Raw genomic sequence first — 15,416 nt, forward strand, 5'->3', positions numbered from 1 at the left:
TGGGTCCCCGCGAACGCGCTAGGGCATGCACATATCTCTGAGGCTCCATCCTGCTGCGACGGCGTTGAAGTATTCGAGGCCGTTTTTGAAGGTGATCGGGCCCGGCGGCTTGGACGATGGGTAGCCATCCCACCCGCCGAGACGGCCGATGATCCAGGCGGCCCAAGCGAGACTATCGGGCGGATGTGGGTTCTTTAGTCGCTTGCTCGCGGCTTCGAGTTGCCGGTTGAGGGCTGTGAGCGCGCCAATTTGGCCGTTGTCGAAGGCCGCGAGAATGGGCTGGCGACCACCATTGCGGGCCTGCAGAAGCTGGATGGTGATGACGGCCGCCTTGGCGGCGATCGCAACCAGCTTGAGAAGCCGATCGGCGGATCCGATCTGACTGTCTTCGAGCTTGAGGCCTTGTGTCTTCAGGATGCGGAAGAACTGCTCGATGATCCAGCGCTGCTTGTACCATTGGACGATGCGCCAGGCGTCCTCGATGCTGGTGACCTCGTGAGAGGTGAGAAGCCGCCAGTGCAGCGGCTCTATGCCGGTTTCGGCGTTAATCTCGCGCACATCGACCACCGCCAGCGGCAAGCTTTTCGGCAGATGGTGCAAGAACTTATTCTGCGGGCGGGCGAGCTCGATTGCGCCAAAGCGAAGTTCGAGGTGGGCCAGGCGAGCCGGCCGCGCGGCGCGCGCAGGCAGTTGGATCATACGCTGGTCCACCGCGGCCATGGCATCGCTGGCCTCATACAGGCTGCTGCGGTCGGCAAGCTTGCGATCATGCATGCTGCGCGCGATGACGTGGAAGTGTTGCTTGGCCGAGCTGGCATAAAGGGCAAAAATATCGCTCTCGCGGTCACCCAGCACCGTCACCGCCGCGGCCTTGGTGAGCAGCGGCCTTGCCGCCACGGCAGTCGATATCCAGCGTTGCGATTCCTTGTCCGATAATTCCCGATCATCATGCGAGGTCGTGCGGCGACCTGCGCGCGTCCATATCTGCCCGCTCAAAAGCCCAAGACAGCTGCCGTCGTCGGCGTCCACAGCCAGCAGCGGGTGCAGCAGCACGCCGTGGTTATTGCCTTTGCCGATTTCTCCGAGCCCGCGCCGGCGTTGCGGCGTGGTGTTGAAGTGGATCTCGCTGGTGTCCTGGATGGCCAGCACGTGGCGGCCTTCCACGGCAGGGCCCGTGCTATTGCTCCAGCTTTCGATGATCCGATCCACCGTCACCTTGTCATGGCCAAGAAAGCGGTTGAACCGCACTTCCAGCGCGCGGTTCCCCCTGGAGAGCTGCCGAAGGCAGACAGTTTTGCCCGCAACCATGCGTTCAGCGAGCGCCGCCCCCCTTATCGAGACGACGATCCCCGAACCGGCCCAGCGTCCAGTCAATCCGTGACAACATCGCAGCACCCCCGTCCAAACCATGGAGTGCCGCAATAGGAATCACATAGATCTCCGATTCTGGAACCCCCAGGACGAACCCGAGTCAATCCGCCGCACCAGATATGTGCATGCCCTAGCGCTTTCGCGGGGACGACGGCGGAGATCGAGACTGCGCTTAGGCTCCATCGAGCAGTGTGCAGTTCTACGGAATCGGCTATCCTCCCCCCATGGACAATCCCGCCCGCAACATCGCCCTCGTGCCGCCGCCTGATCGCCGCCAGTCGGAGACGGCGCTCGCGGTCGCGCGGGGCACCGCGCGGCTGCTGCGTTCGCTCGGCTTTACCTGCATCAGGGAATTGCCGCTGCCCTCGGGCCGGCGCGCCGATCTCGTGGCGCTGAACGAGCGCGGCGAGATCTGGATCGTCGAGATCAAATCGTCGGTGGAGGATCTGCGCGCCGACCAGAAATGGCACGAGTACCGCGCCCATTGCGACCGGCTGTTCTTCGCCTTCACTCAGGACCTGCCGTGCGAGATCTTTCCGGTTGGCACCGGCCTGATCATCGCCGACGCCTATGGCGCGCACCTGCATTGCGAAGCGCCCGAGCACAAGCTCGCTGCGGCCACGCGCAAGCAGATGACGGTGCGGTTTGGAATGGCGGCGGCGCTTCGGATCAACCGGCTGGTCGACCCGCAAGGGCATGCGGAATTTTGGGAGTAGCGGCGCCGCAAACATCGGTGCCGTAGGGTGGGCAAAGCGAAGCGTGCCCACGATCTCTATCCAACTCTAACAGAGTGTGGGCACGGCGCTTGCACGCCTTTGCCCACCCTACGAGACCGCTACCTTGGCGCGCGCTTGGCGAGAATGCGCTGCAACGTCCTGCGGTGCATGTTCAGCCTGCGCGCCGTCTCCGAGACGTTGCGGTTGCACATCTCGTAGATGCGCTGGATGTGCTCCCAGCGTACGCGGTCGGCGGACATCGGGTTGGTCGGCAGCTCGGATTTCTCCGCGCTGGTCGACAGCAGCGCCGCGACGACGTCGTCGGCATCCGCCGGCTTGGAGAGATAATCGATCGCGCCCATCTTCACCGCGGTGACGGCGGTGGCGATGTTGCCATAGCCGGTCAGCACGATCGCGCGCGCATCCGGGCGCTTCTTCTTCAGCGCCGAGACCACGTCAAGGCCGTTGCCGTCGCCGAGCCGCAAGTCCACCACGGCGAATGCCGGCGCTGCCTTGCCGATCTGCGCAAGACCATCCGAGACGGTGTCGCATGACGTCACCGCAAAGCCGCGCGTTTCCATGGCGCGGGACAACCGCTCCAGGAACGGCTTGTCGTCCTCCACGATGAGCAGCGAGCGGTCGGTCTGTTCGTTCAGTTCGGCGATGGCGTTCAAGGTTTTGTCCTCTCTCCAACGCGACTACATATGGCCTCGCAATCGGGCGGTGCCAAGGCCGCCGATAGTCGATCGGCCCTGTTGTGCGACGCAAGGTCGCGGCCTATCCTATTGTTTCTTCGAGGCTCTCGATAGCCTCAAAACGCTGTCGCGGCCATGTGATCTGCACCACCGCGCCGTGTTCCGGAAAGATCCGGTTGGTAAACGAGACCTTGGCGCCGGTGCGTTCCAGCAACGTGCGCGCGATGAACACGCCCAATCCGAGACCGCGTCGCTCACCGCTGCCCTCATCCGTGGTTCGTCGCCGCGACAGATAGGGCTCGCCGATCCGGTTCAGGATGTCGGGCGGAATGCCGGGGCCGTCGTCGGAGATCAGAAGCTCGATCGTGTCCTTGTTCCACCACGCGTTCACTTCGACGGTGGTATGGGCGAAATCGACCGCGTTCTCGACGATGTTGCCGACGCCGTAGAGGATCGCCGGATTGCGCGAGCCGACCGGCTCGGACACGGCGGCGACCGCGATCCGCACCTTGATCTCGACGCCGAAATCGCGGTGCGGGGCCACCACCTCCTCGATCAGCTCCGACAGCTTCATGCGGTCGAACGGCGCGCCGGTGGAGGAGAGCTGGGTGATCTTGCTCAAGATGTCGCGGCAGCGCTGGGTCTGCTCGCGCAGCGTCTTCAGGTCGGCGGCAAAGCTGGCGTCCTTCACCGTCTTTTCCAGCTCGCGCGAGATCAAAAAGATCGTCGCGAGCGGCGTGCCGAGCTCGTGTGCGGCCGCAGCGGCGAGGCCGTCGAGCTGCGTCAGGTGCTGCTCGCGTGTCAGCACCAGCTCGGTCGCGGCCAGCGCGTCCGCGAGCTTGCGCGCCTCCTCGGTCACCTGGAACGAGTAGAGGCTGGTGACGCCGATCGCGAGCACGATCGAGAGCCAGACGCCGACGAGGTAGATCGGCGGCAGCACCAGGGGATCATCGGAATCCCAGGGCAGCGGCAAATGGAAGAAGAACAGGACCGAGGCGCAGGCTACCGCAAGCACACCGAGGCCGAAGGTGAAGCGCGCCGGCAGCGCCGTGGCCGAGATCAGCACCGGCGCGAGGAAGAGGAACGAGAACGGGTTCTGCAGTCCGCCGGTGAAGTACAGCAGACCGGCCAGCTCCACGATGTTCAGCGCGAGCAGTCCGGCCGCCTGCATCGGCTCCAGCCGCTGCAGCGGATTGGACACGGTCTGGAGCGCCAGATTGAGCGCGGCCGACAAGGCGATGATGCTGACGCAGGGGACGATCTCGACGTTGAATTCCAACCCCTGCGCCACGATGAAGATCGCCGCGAGCTGGCCCAGCACCGCCAGCCAACGCAGCCGCAGGATCGTGTCCAGGCGGATATGCCGCTGCGCGTGGCGAAAGTCGGAAGCAGCAATTTCAGTCATATCGGCCAATGGGGGTGCCTTCCAGATCACAAACGCTGGGCTCGCGGAACCACCGGATTACAAGCCTTGCGCTATTCGCTGCAATAGCAGAAGAACGACCAGCATGACCGAGAATGACAAGGCTTCAAGTCGGCCGACTGTCGCGGAGCGCAGCTCGTCCGCGGCGATCGCGGTCGAGCACCTCGTCAAAATCTATAAGCAGACCCGAGCGGTCGACGACATCTCCTTTTCGTTGCCGCGTGGCAGCATCACCGGACTTCTGGGCGGCAACGGCGCCGGCAAGACCACGACCATCGCGATGATCATGGGCCTTGTGCTGCCGACCTCCGGCCGCGTGCAGGTGCTCGGACATCGGATGCCCGAGGAGAGTGCTTCCGTGCTGGGGCGGATGAATTTCGAGAGCCCCTATGTCGACATGCCGATGCGGCTCACGGTGCGGCAGAATCTCACCGTGTTCGGCAAGCTCTATGCGGTGAAGAACCTCGCCGGCCGCATCGCCGAGCTCGCGGACGATCTCGATCTCACCGAATTCATCGACCGCGCCAACGGCAAGCTGTCGGCCGGGCAGAAGACCCGCGTCGCGCTCGCCAAAGCGCTGGTCAACCGGCCCGAGCTGCTGCTGCTGGACGAGCCGACCGCCTCGCTCGATCCGGATACCGCCGACTGGGTGCGGGCGCACCTGGAGCGTTATCGCAAGGACAACAACGCCACCATCCTTTTGGCTTCGCACAACATGCTCGAGGTCGAGCGGCTCTGCGACCGCGTCATCATCATGAAGCGCGGTCGCATCGAGGACGACGATACGCCTGAGGCGATCATGGCGCGCTACAATCGCACCACGCTGGAGGAGGTGTTTCTGGACGTCGCGCGCGGCCGGGTGAACGGTGCGAAGGAGGCGGCGAGGTGAGCGGTCGTACCCGTATTCGTAGCCCGGATGGAGGTCTGTCATTCCGGGGCGCGCGGAGCGCGAGCCCGGAATCCATAATCACAGGCGGCGGTTGCGAGGCGAGACGGGTCACTCCGAGTCTTCGCCAAATTGAGTTTCGTGGTTATGGATCCCGGGCTCGCGACGATGTCGCGCCCCGGGATGACAGATCCCATCCGGGCCAGGTTATCGCGCGATGACCGACATCCCCCTCCACCGCGGCATCTCCGTCCATCGCATCGGCGCGATGATCCTGCGCTACTGGTACCTCCTGCTGTCGTCCTGGCCGCGGCTGCTCGAATTGCTGTACTGGCCGGCGCTGCAGGTCATCACCTGGGGTTTCATCCAGTATTACATCGCCGAGAATTCCAATTTCTTCGCGCGCGCCGGCGGCACGCTGATCGGCGCCGTCATCCTCTGGGATATCCTGTTCCGCGGGCAGCTCGGCTTCTCCATCTCGTTCCTGGAGGAGATGTGGGCGCGCAACATCGGCAACCTCATGATGAGCCCCTTGAGGCCGATCGAGTTTCTGCTGTCGCTGATGGTCATGAGCCTGATCCGGCTTGCGATCGGGATCATTCCGATGACCTTGCTCGCCCTGTTCATGTTTCACTTCAACGTCTATGCCCTGGGCCTGCCCTTGATCGCATTCTTCTGCAATCTGATCTTCACGAGCTGGTCGGTCGGCATCTTCGTGTCGGGTCTCGTGCTGCGAAACGGCCTCGGCGCCGAGAGTATCGTCTGGACCCTGATGTTCGCGATCCTGCCGCTCGCCTGCGTCTACTACCCCGTCAGCGTGTTGCCGGTCTGGCTGCAATACGTCGCTTGGGCGTTGCCGCCGACCTATGCCTTCGAGGGAATGCGCGCGCTGCTGATCGAAAACACCTTCCGCGCCGATCTGATGCTGGAGGCGCTGGCCATCAACGCCGTCTTTCTGGTTGCATCTTTTGCATCATTCCTTGCCCTTTTGCGCAGCGCCAAACGGCACGGCTCGCTGCTGTCGGGCGGTGAATAACGTCACTTTCCCGTGGATTCAGGCTGGTTTAGCCGCTTCGGCTCCGTAGATGTACGGAACCATGCATTGACGCAATATTGCGCATTCGGCAGTATGCTGCGATGCGAAGAGGGATATAGCGATGCCTATTGGTGAGTTTGGCGGCGCACCGCCCCTGGCTGCAGAAGGCAGTCCGGTCCTGACGACGCCGATGTACTGGATGTACGAGATGGCGCACGCCTCTCTCAATCCGGCACGTGCGGTCACTGACGCGACCAAGCTGCTGTTCCAGAATCCTCTCAATCCCTGGGCGCGCACCGAGGTCGGCAAGTCGGTCGCCGCGGCCTGCGAATTGTTCGAGCGCACCACGCGCCGCTACGGCAAGCCGGAATGGGGCCTCAACGACACCGAGGTCAACGGCATCCGCGTCCCCGTCGAGATCCGCTCGGTCTGGGAAAAGCCGTTCTGCCGGCTGCTCTACTTCGATCGCAAGTTCGCTCGTCCCCTGCGCAGCCCGCAGCCGCGCGTGCTGATCGTGGCGCCGATGTCCGGCCATTACGCGACGCTGCTGCGCGGCACGGTCGAGGCCTTCCTGCCCGCGCATGAGGTCTACATCACCGATTGGGCCGATGCCCGAATGGTGCCGCTCAGCGATGGCCGCTTCGATCTCGACGACTACATCGACTACGTCATCGAGATGCTGCACGTCCTCGGCGGCAACACCCATGTCATGGCGGTGTGCCAGCCCTCCGTGCCCGTGGTCGCCGCCGTCTCGATCATGGAAGCGCGGCGCGATCCCTTCGTGCCGACCTCTATGACGCTGATGGGCGGCCCGATCGACACCCGTCGCAACCCGACGGCGGTGAACAATCTCGCCCAGGAGCGCGGCATCGACTGGTTCCGCAACCACGTCATCACCAAGGTGCCGTTCCCGCATCCCGGCATGATGCGCGACGTCTATCCGGGATTTTTGCAGCTCAACGGCTTCATCAGCATGAATCTCGACCGCCACATGGACGCCCATAAGCAGCTCTTTGCCCATCTGGTGAAGGGCGACGGCGACCTCGTCGACAAGCATCGCGAGTTCTATGACGAATATCTCGCGGTGATGGACCTCTCCGCCGAGTATTACCTGCAGACGGTCGACACCGTGTTCGTGAAACACTCGCTGCCGAAGGGCGAGATGACCCATCGCGGAACACGCGTGGATCCCTCCAAGGTCACGCGCGTGGCGTTGATGACGGTCGAAGGCGAGAACGACGACATCTCGGGTCTCGGTCAGACCGAAGCGACGCACACATTGTGCAGCTCGATCCCCGATCATCGCCGCGTTCATTACGTCCAGAAGGGCGTTGGACATTACGGCGTGTTCAACGGCTCGCGCTTCAAATCGGAAATCGTTCCGCGAATCCATGACTTCATGGTCTCAGCTGCGAATCCGAGCTCATTGCAGGCTCTCGCGGCCGAATAACCTTCGTTTTCGGCTTTCCCGTCGAAAATCCAGGCCCCGCCGGAGGCTCCGGCCGGGCCTGGTTCTCTCCAGATTCGCGGTATTTAGGTAGCTTTATAGGAGTGAGTCCTCCCTCACCTCTTGGGGATGCCGCATGCGTCCAGCGGGGGCGAAAAAAGACGGTTCCAACCCCAGTCTGTAGGGTCTCCCGGACGTCAGACCGCTGTATATTGGGCAAATGATTTGTTTTTGCGCCGAGCGCTTTCCCTGGCGGCGGTTATGGCAAAATCCGGGCGCCCTCCTGCCCCCCGGACTGACAGACATGGCCACTCGCGCTCTCCTCTATCGGCGGCCCCACGAACCCAAGACCGTCCTGATCACCCATGGATCGCAATATTTTGCCATCCGATTGCGCCGGCACCGCCGCGCGCGCCGTTACACCCTGAGAATTCATCCGAGCGATCGCGAAGCCATCCTCACCATGCCGCCGCGCGGCACGCTGGCCGAGGCAAAAGACTTTGCGCAGCGCCACGGTGCGTGGATCGCGGCGCGCCTCGGTCGCTTGCCGAAGGCCGCGCCGTTCCAGCCGGGCACGGTGATACCGCTCCGCGGCACGTCGCATCGCATCGTTCATCGCGCTGGCACGCGCGGCACGGTGTGGACTGAGACGCGCGATAGCGGCGAACGCATTCTCTGCGTCGCCGGCGGGCTCGAGCATGTCGATCGCCGCGTCAGCGACTTCCTCAAGCGCGAGGCGCGCCGCGACCTCCAGCGTTCGGCGGAGGCTTACGCCGCCGAGCTCGGCGTCAGGGTCAAGCGCCTGTCGATCCGCGATCAGTCCAGCCGCTGGGGTTCCTGCACCTCGGCCGGCTCGCTGTCGTTCTCCTGGCGCCTGATCCTCGCGCCGCCCTTCGTGCTCGACTACCTCGCCGCGCACGAAGTCGCCCATCTCGTCGAGATGAACCACTCGGCGCGGTTCTGGCGCGTGTGCGGAAAAGTCTGCCCGTCGATGGAGCGCGCCAAGAAGTGGCTCGACACCTACGGCAATGATCTGCACCGGTATGGGGTCGAGGATTAGGGGGCGCTGTCGCCTAACCGTCGCTGTCGTCGCCCGGCTCGACCGGGCGACCCAGTAAGCCGCGGCAGTCGTTATGAATCTCGATGTCTCTGGAATGCTGGACTCCCCGCCTTCGCGGGGAATGACAGTTGAGAATGAGCCGGCTTCAGACTCCGCTCACGCACTGAAATCCGCACTCGTCCCCGCTTGCGCGCCTGACGCCAGATAGGACGATTGCCGCTGCGCGCTGGCCTTCTGGCCCTCGGCCAGCATCGCCTGGAACGCAGCGTCGAGTTGCTCGCGGCTGTAGGTCGTGGAACTGCTTTCACGCGGTGTCCATTGCGATTGCGTGATCGCGGTGGGCGCCTTTTCGACGGTGCCGCCAAGCAGCCTGGCGTAATTGTCGGCGCGCCACTGCGCCAGGTCTGGTCCGCTCAAGCCGGGAGGATCTTCCAGCTTGCCGATCCTCGCGCCCGCCAGGTTGGTCATGGCCGAGGATCCGCCGTTGTACAGCGTGGCCACCACCTTGCCGTCCACTTTCACCTGCGCGTAGGTATTCTCCGGCGCATTGTCCGCGACGACCGACTGAGGTGCATTCGTCTCGTGCGCGATCAGCCAATGCGTTGCCATGAGGTCATGCAGGACGGGATCATCCGCGGCCGATATGACCTTGGCGCCTGACAGCGGCTTGACCTGCGAGAGGTCGATCCGGAAGCCGCTGGTTGCCGCGTCGGTCGCATCCGGTGCCACCGCCTGAAGACCAGACCTCGCATTTGAAGTGGATGCTGAAGCGGGCCGCAGATGCGGCAGCGCCGCGCTGGATAGATTTGAAATCATGGAACGCTCCCAGACACTCGTTCAACTTATGAGAGCAAATCCCGGGCCGCTGACGGGAGCTTGAAGGGATTGGAGTTTTTGCTTTAGGCGAGTTCCGGGGCGCGGCGAATTTTGCCGCGCTGGGCAGGACTTGCCGAAGCGATGCCGCTGATTTCCAGGCACGTGCTTCAGGCGTCTGGGCTGCCTCTGCAAGCCGTTGATTTCGTTATCTTCGGCTACTGTGCATGGGGTTGTTTTCGCAGTTTTTGTTTTGAGGTCATGGAGACCTCAGCCCGAGCCTATCGGTTTCCGCCGAACAGCCGGTCCATCAGCCAGCCGTCGAGCCCCGCCGCCGCTTCCGGCCGCGCATTGGCGCGCGTCGGCGGTGGACGATAGCCGCCATTGCTTGCGGGTGCCGGCCCGGGCGCTGCCGCTGTCGGCGGCGACACCTGCGAGGCCGCCTGCGCGAGGTTCGACAGGCCCCAGCCACCTTGTGTGCTTGGCAATGCCGCGACCGGCACGCCTTCGTGCGCCGCCTTCATGAAGCGCGACCACACTTCCACCGGCAGGCCGCCGCCGGTCGCCTTCTTGGTCGGCGAGTTGTCGTCATTGCCGAGCCAGACACCCGTGACGAGGCTCGCGGTGTAGCCGATGAACCAGGCGTCGCGGTAATCCTGGCTGGTGCCGGTCTTGCCGGCCGCGGGCCAGCCGGGGATCTCGGCCTTCTTGGCGGTGCCTGATATCAGCGTCTCGCGCATCATCGCGTTCATCATCCCGACATAGCGGGGGTCGATGACCTGATTGCGCTCCTCAGGCTGGCGCATGTAGAGCAGCTTGCCGCCCAGCGTCTTGATCCGCGTGACGACATGCGGTGCCACCGCGAGACCGCCATTGGCGAAGGGCGCATAGGCGCCGACCAGCTCGACCACCGAGACTTCGGAGGTGCCGAGCGCGATCGAGGCGTTGGGCTCGAGCTTGGAGGAGATGCCGAGCCGGTGCGCGGTGCGCACCACGTTCTTCGGTCCGACCTCGAGGCCGAGACGGATGGCGACGGTATTGAGCGACATCGCCAGCGCCTGCGTCAGCGTCACCGCGCCGAAATATTCATGGGTGTAGTTCTCGGGTCGCCAGCCCTTGACCTCGATCGGCGCGTCCTGTCGCATCGTATCAGGCGTCAGGCCCTGCTCGAGCGCGGTCAGGTACACGAACGGCTTGAACGAGGAGCCCGGCTGGCGTCTGGCGGTCACAGCGCGGTTGTACTGGCTCTCGGAATAGTTCCGCCCGCCCACCATGGCGCGCACCGCGCCATCAGGTGTCATCGCCACCAGCGCGCCCTGGCTGACATTGAACTTCACGCTCTTGGCCGCGAGCTCGTCGATGATGGCGGCTTCCGCCACGCTCTGCAGCTTCGGATCGATCGTGGTCTCGACTTTGATGCTCTCGTCGATCTGGCCAACCAGATCGTCCAGCACCTCGCCGATCCAGTCGGCAACGTAATTGACCGTGCCGGCGCCGACCGGCTTCACATTGTAGGAGGGATGACCGATCGAGGCCTGCGCCTGCGCGTCGGTGATGAACTTTGCGTCCGCCATCGCCGCGAGCACGATCTGCGCGCGGGCTTCGGCGCCTTCGGGGTTGCGGTTCGGCGCAAGGCGCGAGGGCGATTTGACGAGCCCGGCCAGCATTGCGGCCTCGGCGACCGTGACGTTCTTCGCCGACTTGCCGAAATATTTTTGCGCGGCAGCTTCGACGCCGTAGGCGCCGGAGCCGAAATAGACGCGGTTGAGATAGAGCTCCAGGATCTCGTTCTTGGAGTGCTTGCGCTCGAGCCAGATCGCGAGCTCCACCTCCTGCAGCTTGCGCTGCATGGTGCGCTCCTGGGTCAGGAACAGGTTCTTGGCGAGCTGCTGCGTCAGCGTCGAGCCGCCCTGCGAGACGCCGCGATGCATGACGTTGGTGACGAGGGCGCGCAGGATGCCGATCGGGTCGATGCCGAAATGCGAGTAGAAGCGGCGGTCCTCGATGGCGATGAAAGCCTTCGGCAAATACGGCGGCAAATCCTTCAGCGAGACATTGGCGCCGGCCATCTCGCCGCGTTGCGCCAGCATGCTGCCGTCGATGCCGACGATCTGGATCGTTGGCGGCCGCTTGGGAATCTCCAGCGACTGGATCGGCGGCAGATGGGCGCCGACATAGATCACGACGCCGATCAGAGCGATCGCGCCCCACAGGCCGAGCACCGCGCCCCAATAGACCAGGCGGCCGATGCTGGCGCCAATACGTGAGTTGGTGCGCCGCTTGGCGCCGCTGCGGCTGGCTGGCGCTTTCCGCTCGCGCGGCGGCTCGTCGCCGGAATCCTCGCCCTTGCGCTTGGCGGATGATTTCGTCGATTTCTTCGGCTTGTCGTCGCCGCCGGGAATGCGATCCGCCGCGGTCAGGCGCAGATCGGCGAGCGCCGCGGGCAAGCCGAACAGCGGCTCCTTCCGCCCACCCTTTTTCTTTCCCCACGCCATACGCAAAAACGCCCGGTCAGCCCGCCCCGCCGCACGCTAGCGGTCGCTGTTTAAGGCCCGGTTACCCAGACCTTAACGCCCGATTAGGAGGTGCGGCATTCCCCCGCCGCAGTTCCGCTGATTGGATGACGGAGCTAGGATCGCCGGCATAAAACACGAGGAAACACGCAGAGGAAACCCAAATGGGCCATATCGATCCGACCAAGGAGATCTTCGCGCAATTCCGGGACAATGACCGCCCGGGTCCGATCCACATGCTCAACCTGGTGCGCCTGCGCAAGGAGGCGGCCTACCCGGACGGCCGCAAGGCGAGCGGCGCCGAAGCCTACGCGGCCTATGGCCGCGAGAGCGGCCCGGTGTTCGAACGCCTCGGCGGCCGCATCATCTGGCAGGGCAAGTTCGAGCTGATGCTGATCGGTCCGCAGGAGGAGCGCTGGGACCATTGCTTCATCGCCGAATATCCTGATGTCGGAGCCTTCGTCGAGATGATCCGCGATCCCGTCTACCGCGAGGCTGTGAAGCACCGTCAGGCCGCCGTCGAGGACTCACGGCTGATCCGGCACGCCGTGCTGCGGATCGGGAAGAATTTTGGAGAGATACCGGAGTAGGCCGCCAAATCGGTGATCTCCGTCCGTCATCCTGAGGTGCGAGTGGCGCGATGCAAAGCATCGCGCCGGGAGCCTCGAAGGATGTGCGGCCACCAGCGGGCCGTCGCCCATCGAGGGCCGCTGAAGAAGCGGCCACCTCCTAAGGGGTGACGGGGATCGCTCCAAAAGATCGGCGGCCCGCAGGCCGCCGATTGCATTTCAGAACTCTTCGCCTAACCCGCCGGGCCCGCGTCCTCCAGGATCGGGCCGAACAGCTCCCAGCGCTCGCCGTTGAACTTCATCATCTGAAGCTGCTTGTTGACGCGGTAGTCGGTAGGCGACGTGTTGGCCTTGATGCCGGGCAGCGCAGTGTCGCTGGCGACGTCCTTCAGTGACGCCGCCTGCTTCATGACGTTCTCGCGCGTCAGGTTGTCGCCGCACTGCTGCAGCACGTGCACCAGCAGCTGCGCGGTGCTGTAGCCGTAGGTGTTGAAGTTCGAATCCTTGTCGCCATCCGGATAGTACTTCGCCATGAAGTCGAAATACTTCTTCATGCCGGGGTCATCCTTCCAGGTCGGATCGAGCGGTTCCTTACCGTAGTTGACGCTGATCAGGCCCTTGGCGGCGTCAAGGCCTGCGGGTTTCAGCACCGCGCCGACCGAGGTGGCGTTGATGTCGACGATCTGGACCGGATGCCAGCCCATTTCGGCGATCTTCTTGATGGCCTGCGCGGCCTGCTTCGGCGTCGTCGCACTGAAGAACAGGTCGGCGCCGGCATCCTTGATCTTGAGGACCTGCGAATCGACGGTGGGATCGGACACCTCGTAGGAGGCTTCCGTCACGATCATCTTGGCGGCCTTGTCACCGAGGCCGGCCTTGATGCCGTTCAGATAGTCCTTGCCGAGGTCGTCGTTCTGATAGAGCACGCCCACCTTGGCGTTCGGATGCTCCTTCAGAATGTACTGGCCGTAGATGCGGCCCTCGACGAAGTAATTGGGATTGAAGCCCATGGTCCACGGAAAGTTCTTGGGATCAGTGAACCTCGAGGCCCCGGTCGCCGCGAACAGCTGCGGCACCTTCTTGGCGTTGAGATATTTCTGCACGGCCGCGTTCACGGGCGTGCCGATGATCTGGAAGGTCAGCAACACCTCGTCGCTCTCGACCAGCTTGCGGATCTGCTCCACGGCTTTCGGTGGCGAATAGGCGTCGTCATACTGGATCAAATTGATCTTGCGGCCGTTCACGCCGCCCTGGTCGTTGATCATCTTGAAATAGGCGGCCTGCGTCTTGCCGATCGACGAATAGGCCGACGCCGGCCCCGAGAACGGCATGGTCTGTCCGACCTTGATCTCGGTGTCGCTGGCGCCCGGATCATATTTCTTCTGGGCATTGGCCGCTGAAATCGACAGCGCCAGAGCAAGCGCCGTGGCCAGATGCAGCTTTCCATTCCTCATTCGCAATTCCCTCAGTTTGTTTTTGCCGATGATCTGCCGGCCGCAGGACGCGTCCGATGCCATCGCTGAGGGCAAGTGTGGAGGAACGATTGTTGCGACGCAAGGTGGGCGTTCGTAGGGTGGGATAGCCTTGCGGACTGCGCGAAGCGCAGTCCGCTGGGCGTAACCCACCCTACGAGATCGGGACTAGCCCGACGGTCCCGTGTCCTCGATGATCGGTCCGAACAGTTCCCAGCGTTCGCCGTTGAACTTCATCATCTGCATCTGCTTGTTGACGCGGAAGTCGTTCGGTCCGGTGTTGATCTTGATGCCGGGCAGCGCGAAGCTCGGCGTGAAGTCCTTGATGTTGGCGACCTGCTTCATGATGTTCTCACGCGTCAGATCGTCGCCGCATTGCTTCAGGACCTGCACCAGCAGCTCCGCCACCGAATAGGCGTAGGTGTTGACGGTGTTGAGCTTGTCGCCTTCCGGGAAATACTTGTCCATGAAGGCGAAGAAGGCCTTCACGCCGGGATCGTCCTTCCACTGGGGATCGCTGGGCTCCTTGCCGTACTGGGTCGAGATGATGCCCTTGGAGATGTCGAGGCCAGCCGGCTTCAGCGTCGCCGAGATCGGGCTCGCATTGATGTCGAGGATGTGCACCGGCGTCCAGCCGAGGTCGGCGAGCTTCTTGATCGCCTGTGCCGCGAATTTCGGCGTCGAGGCATCGAAGAACACGTCGACGCCCATCGACTTCAGCTTGACCACCTGGGAATCGACGGTCGGGTCGGTGACCTCGTAGGAGACCTCGCCGACGATCATGCTGGCGGCCCTGTCGCCGAGGCCGCTCTTGAGGCCCGCAAGATAGTCGCGGCCCATGTCGTCGTTCTGGTAGAGCACGCCGATCTTGGCGTTCGGATGCTCCTTGAGAATGTATTTGGCGTAGATGCGTCCCTCGGACACGTAGTTGGGATTGTAGGCGATGGTCCAGGGATAGTTCTGGGGATCGTTGAAGCGGGCCGCGCCGGTCGAGGCCAGCAACTGCGGCACCTTCTTGCCGTTGAGATATTTTTGCACGGCGGCGTTGGCGGCGGTGCCGATGAGCTGGAAGGTGAACAGCACCTCGTCGCCCTCAACGAGCTTGCGCACCTGCTCCACCGTCTTCGGCGGCGAATAGGCGTCGTCATACTGGATCAGATTGATCTTGCGGCCGTTGATGCCGCCCTGATCGTTGATCATCTTGAAGTAGGCGGCCTGGGTCTTGCCGATATTGGCGTAGACCGAGTAGGCGCCGGAGAACGGCACGGTCTGGCCGATCTTGATCTCGGTGTCGGTCGCCCCCGTGTCGTATTTCTTCTGGGCGAAGGCTTGGCTTACGAAGGCCTGGTTCGCGCAGAACGCGAAGGCGAGCGCTGTCGTGGCAGCTAAGAAAGCTCTGCGATTGGTCATATTGG

The 15,416-nt window shown here is 63.5% G+C and carries 13 protein-coding genes; 6 read left to right on the forward strand and 7 right to left on the reverse strand.

Annotation, left to right across the window (positions count from 1 at the left end):
• Positions 1-18: 18 nt before the first annotated feature.
• Complete coding sequence (locus GDN70_RS04490; RefSeq protein WP_038951373.1) at positions 19-1,308, reverse strand: IS4 family transposase; 1,290 nt, start codon at positions 1,306-1,308, stop codon at positions 19-21.
• Positions 1,309-1,595: 287 nt separating this feature from the next.
• Between GDN70_RS04490 and GDN70_RS04495 the strand changes: the two genes are divergently transcribed.
• A complete protein-coding gene (locus GDN70_RS04495; protein WP_038970668.1) occupies positions 1,596-2,087 on the forward strand; it encodes an MmcB family DNA repair protein in 492 nt (163 codons plus the stop codon).
• A 119-nt stretch (positions 2,088-2,206) separates the two neighbouring features.
• Here the strand turns inward: GDN70_RS04495 and GDN70_RS04500 are convergent, their stop codons facing one another.
• On the reverse strand, positions 2,207-2,761 hold the full coding sequence (locus tag GDN70_RS04500; RefSeq protein WP_008141807.1) for an ActR/PrrA/RegA family redox response regulator transcription factor: 555 nt from the start codon (positions 2,759-2,761) through the stop codon (positions 2,207-2,209).
• 103 nt (positions 2,762-2,864) lie between these two features.
• The gene (locus GDN70_RS04505; RefSeq protein ID WP_028139600.1) at positions 2,865-4,187 is read right to left on the reverse strand and encodes an ActS/PrrB/RegB family redox-sensitive histidine kinase; all 1,323 of its coding nucleotides are present in this window, start codon (positions 4,185-4,187) and stop codon (positions 2,865-2,867) included.
• Positions 4,188-4,290: 103 nt separating this feature from the next.
• Here GDN70_RS04505 and GDN70_RS04510 point away from each other — a divergent pair, with 103 nt between their 5' ends.
• The 4 genes from GDN70_RS04510 (at position 4,291) to GDN70_RS04525 (ending at position 8,634) form a co-directional block, all read left to right on the forward strand.
• Positions 4,291-5,094, forward strand: a complete 804-nt coding sequence (locus GDN70_RS04510; protein WP_038949479.1) for an ABC transporter ATP-binding protein — start codon at positions 4,291-4,293, stop codon at positions 5,092-5,094.
• A 214-nt stretch (positions 5,095-5,308) separates the two neighbouring features.
• On the forward strand, positions 5,309-6,127 hold the full coding sequence (locus tag GDN70_RS04515; RefSeq protein WP_038970673.1) for an ABC transporter permease: 819 nt from the start codon (positions 5,309-5,311) through the stop codon (positions 6,125-6,127).
• Positions 6,128-6,248: 121 nt separating this feature from the next.
• Entirely contained in the window at positions 6,249-7,577 is a 1,329-nt protein-coding gene (locus GDN70_RS04520; RefSeq protein ID WP_028139603.1) for a polyhydroxyalkanoate depolymerase, read from the forward strand.
• 217 nt (positions 7,578-7,794) lie between these two features.
• Complete coding sequence (locus tag GDN70_RS04525) at positions 7,795-8,634, forward strand: M48 family metallopeptidase (RefSeq protein WP_028139604.1); 840 nt, start codon at positions 7,795-7,797, stop codon at positions 8,632-8,634.
• Between the two features lie 156 nt (positions 8,635-8,790).
• On the opposite strand, the gene GDN70_RS04530 is transcribed toward GDN70_RS04525, so the two are convergent.
• Positions 8,791-9,450 (reverse strand): hypothetical protein, encoded by a 660-nt coding sequence (locus GDN70_RS04530; protein WP_038949481.1) that lies wholly within the window; start codon positions 9,448-9,450, stop codon positions 8,791-8,793.
• Positions 9,451-9,728: 278 nt separating this feature from the next.
• On the reverse strand, positions 9,729-11,942 hold the full coding sequence (locus GDN70_RS04535) for a transglycosylase domain-containing protein (protein WP_038949482.1): 2,214 nt from the start codon (positions 11,940-11,942) through the stop codon (positions 9,729-9,731).
• A 182-nt stretch (positions 11,943-12,124) separates the two neighbouring features.
• Here GDN70_RS04535 and GDN70_RS04540 point away from each other — a divergent pair, with 182 nt between their 5' ends.
• Entirely contained in the window at positions 12,125-12,550 is a 426-nt protein-coding gene (locus GDN70_RS04540) for a DUF1330 domain-containing protein (protein WP_028139607.1), read from the forward strand.
• A gap of 212 nt (positions 12,551-12,762) precedes the next feature.
• Here GDN70_RS04540 and GDN70_RS04545 read toward each other — a convergent pair whose 3' ends face one another.
• Together GDN70_RS04545 and GDN70_RS04550 are read right to left on the reverse strand one after the other, a co-directional pair.
• On the reverse strand, positions 12,763-13,983 hold the full coding sequence (locus GDN70_RS04545) for an ABC transporter substrate-binding protein (RefSeq protein WP_028139608.1): 1,221 nt from the start codon (positions 13,981-13,983) through the stop codon (positions 12,763-12,765).
• 186 nt (positions 13,984-14,169) lie between these two features.
• Complete coding sequence (locus GDN70_RS04550; RefSeq protein WP_152102201.1) at positions 14,170-15,411, reverse strand: ABC transporter substrate-binding protein; 1,242 nt, start codon at positions 15,409-15,411, stop codon at positions 14,170-14,172.
• Positions 15,412-15,416 lie beyond the last annotated feature (5 nt).

Source organism: Bradyrhizobium sp. TM102, from assembly GCF_009176685.1.
GTDB lineage: Bacteria > Pseudomonadota > Alphaproteobacteria > Rhizobiales > Xanthobacteraceae > Bradyrhizobium > Bradyrhizobium ottawaense.

Excerpts from the sequence above, each read along its gene's own strand:
- GDN70_RS04490 (WP_038951373.1), bottom strand. The coding sequence starts at position 1,308 with ATGGTTGCGGGCAAAACTGTCTGCCTTCGGCAGCTCTCCAGGGGGAAC.
- GDN70_RS04495 (WP_038970668.1), top strand. The coding sequence starts at position 1,596 with ATGGACAATCCCGCCCGCAACATCGCCCTCGTGCCGCCGCCTGATCGC.
- GDN70_RS04505 (WP_028139600.1), bottom strand. The coding sequence starts at position 4,187 with ATGACTGAAATTGCTGCTTCCGACTTTCGCCACGCGCAGCGGCATATC.
- GDN70_RS04510 (WP_038949479.1), top strand. The coding sequence starts at position 4,291 with ATGACCGAGAATGACAAGGCTTCAAGTCGGCCGACTGTCGCGGAGCGC.
- GDN70_RS04515 (WP_038970673.1), top strand. The coding sequence starts at position 5,309 with ATGACCGACATCCCCCTCCACCGCGGCATCTCCGTCCATCGCATCGGC.
- GDN70_RS04520 (WP_028139603.1), top strand. The coding sequence starts at position 6,249 with ATGCCTATTGGTGAGTTTGGCGGCGCACCGCCCCTGGCTGCAGAAGGC.
- GDN70_RS04525 (WP_028139604.1), top strand. The coding sequence starts at position 7,795 with ATGATTTGTTTTTGCGCCGAGCGCTTTCCCTGGCGGCGGTTATGGCAA.
- GDN70_RS04530 (WP_038949481.1), bottom strand. The coding sequence starts at position 9,450 with ATGATTTCAAATCTATCCAGCGCGGCGCTGCCGCATCTGCGGCCCGCT.
- GDN70_RS04535 (WP_038949482.1), bottom strand. The coding sequence starts at position 11,942 with ATGGCGTGGGGAAAGAAAAAGGGTGGGCGGAAGGAGCCGCTGTTCGGC.
- GDN70_RS04540 (WP_028139607.1), top strand. The coding sequence starts at position 12,125 with ATGGGCCATATCGATCCGACCAAGGAGATCTTCGCGCAATTCCGGGAC.
- GDN70_RS04545 (WP_028139608.1), bottom strand. The coding sequence starts at position 13,983 with ATGAGGAATGGAAAGCTGCATCTGGCCACGGCGCTTGCTCTGGCGCTG.
- GDN70_RS04550 (WP_152102201.1), bottom strand. The coding sequence starts at position 15,411 with ATGACCAATCGCAGAGCTTTCTTAGCTGCCACGACAGCGCTCGCCTTC.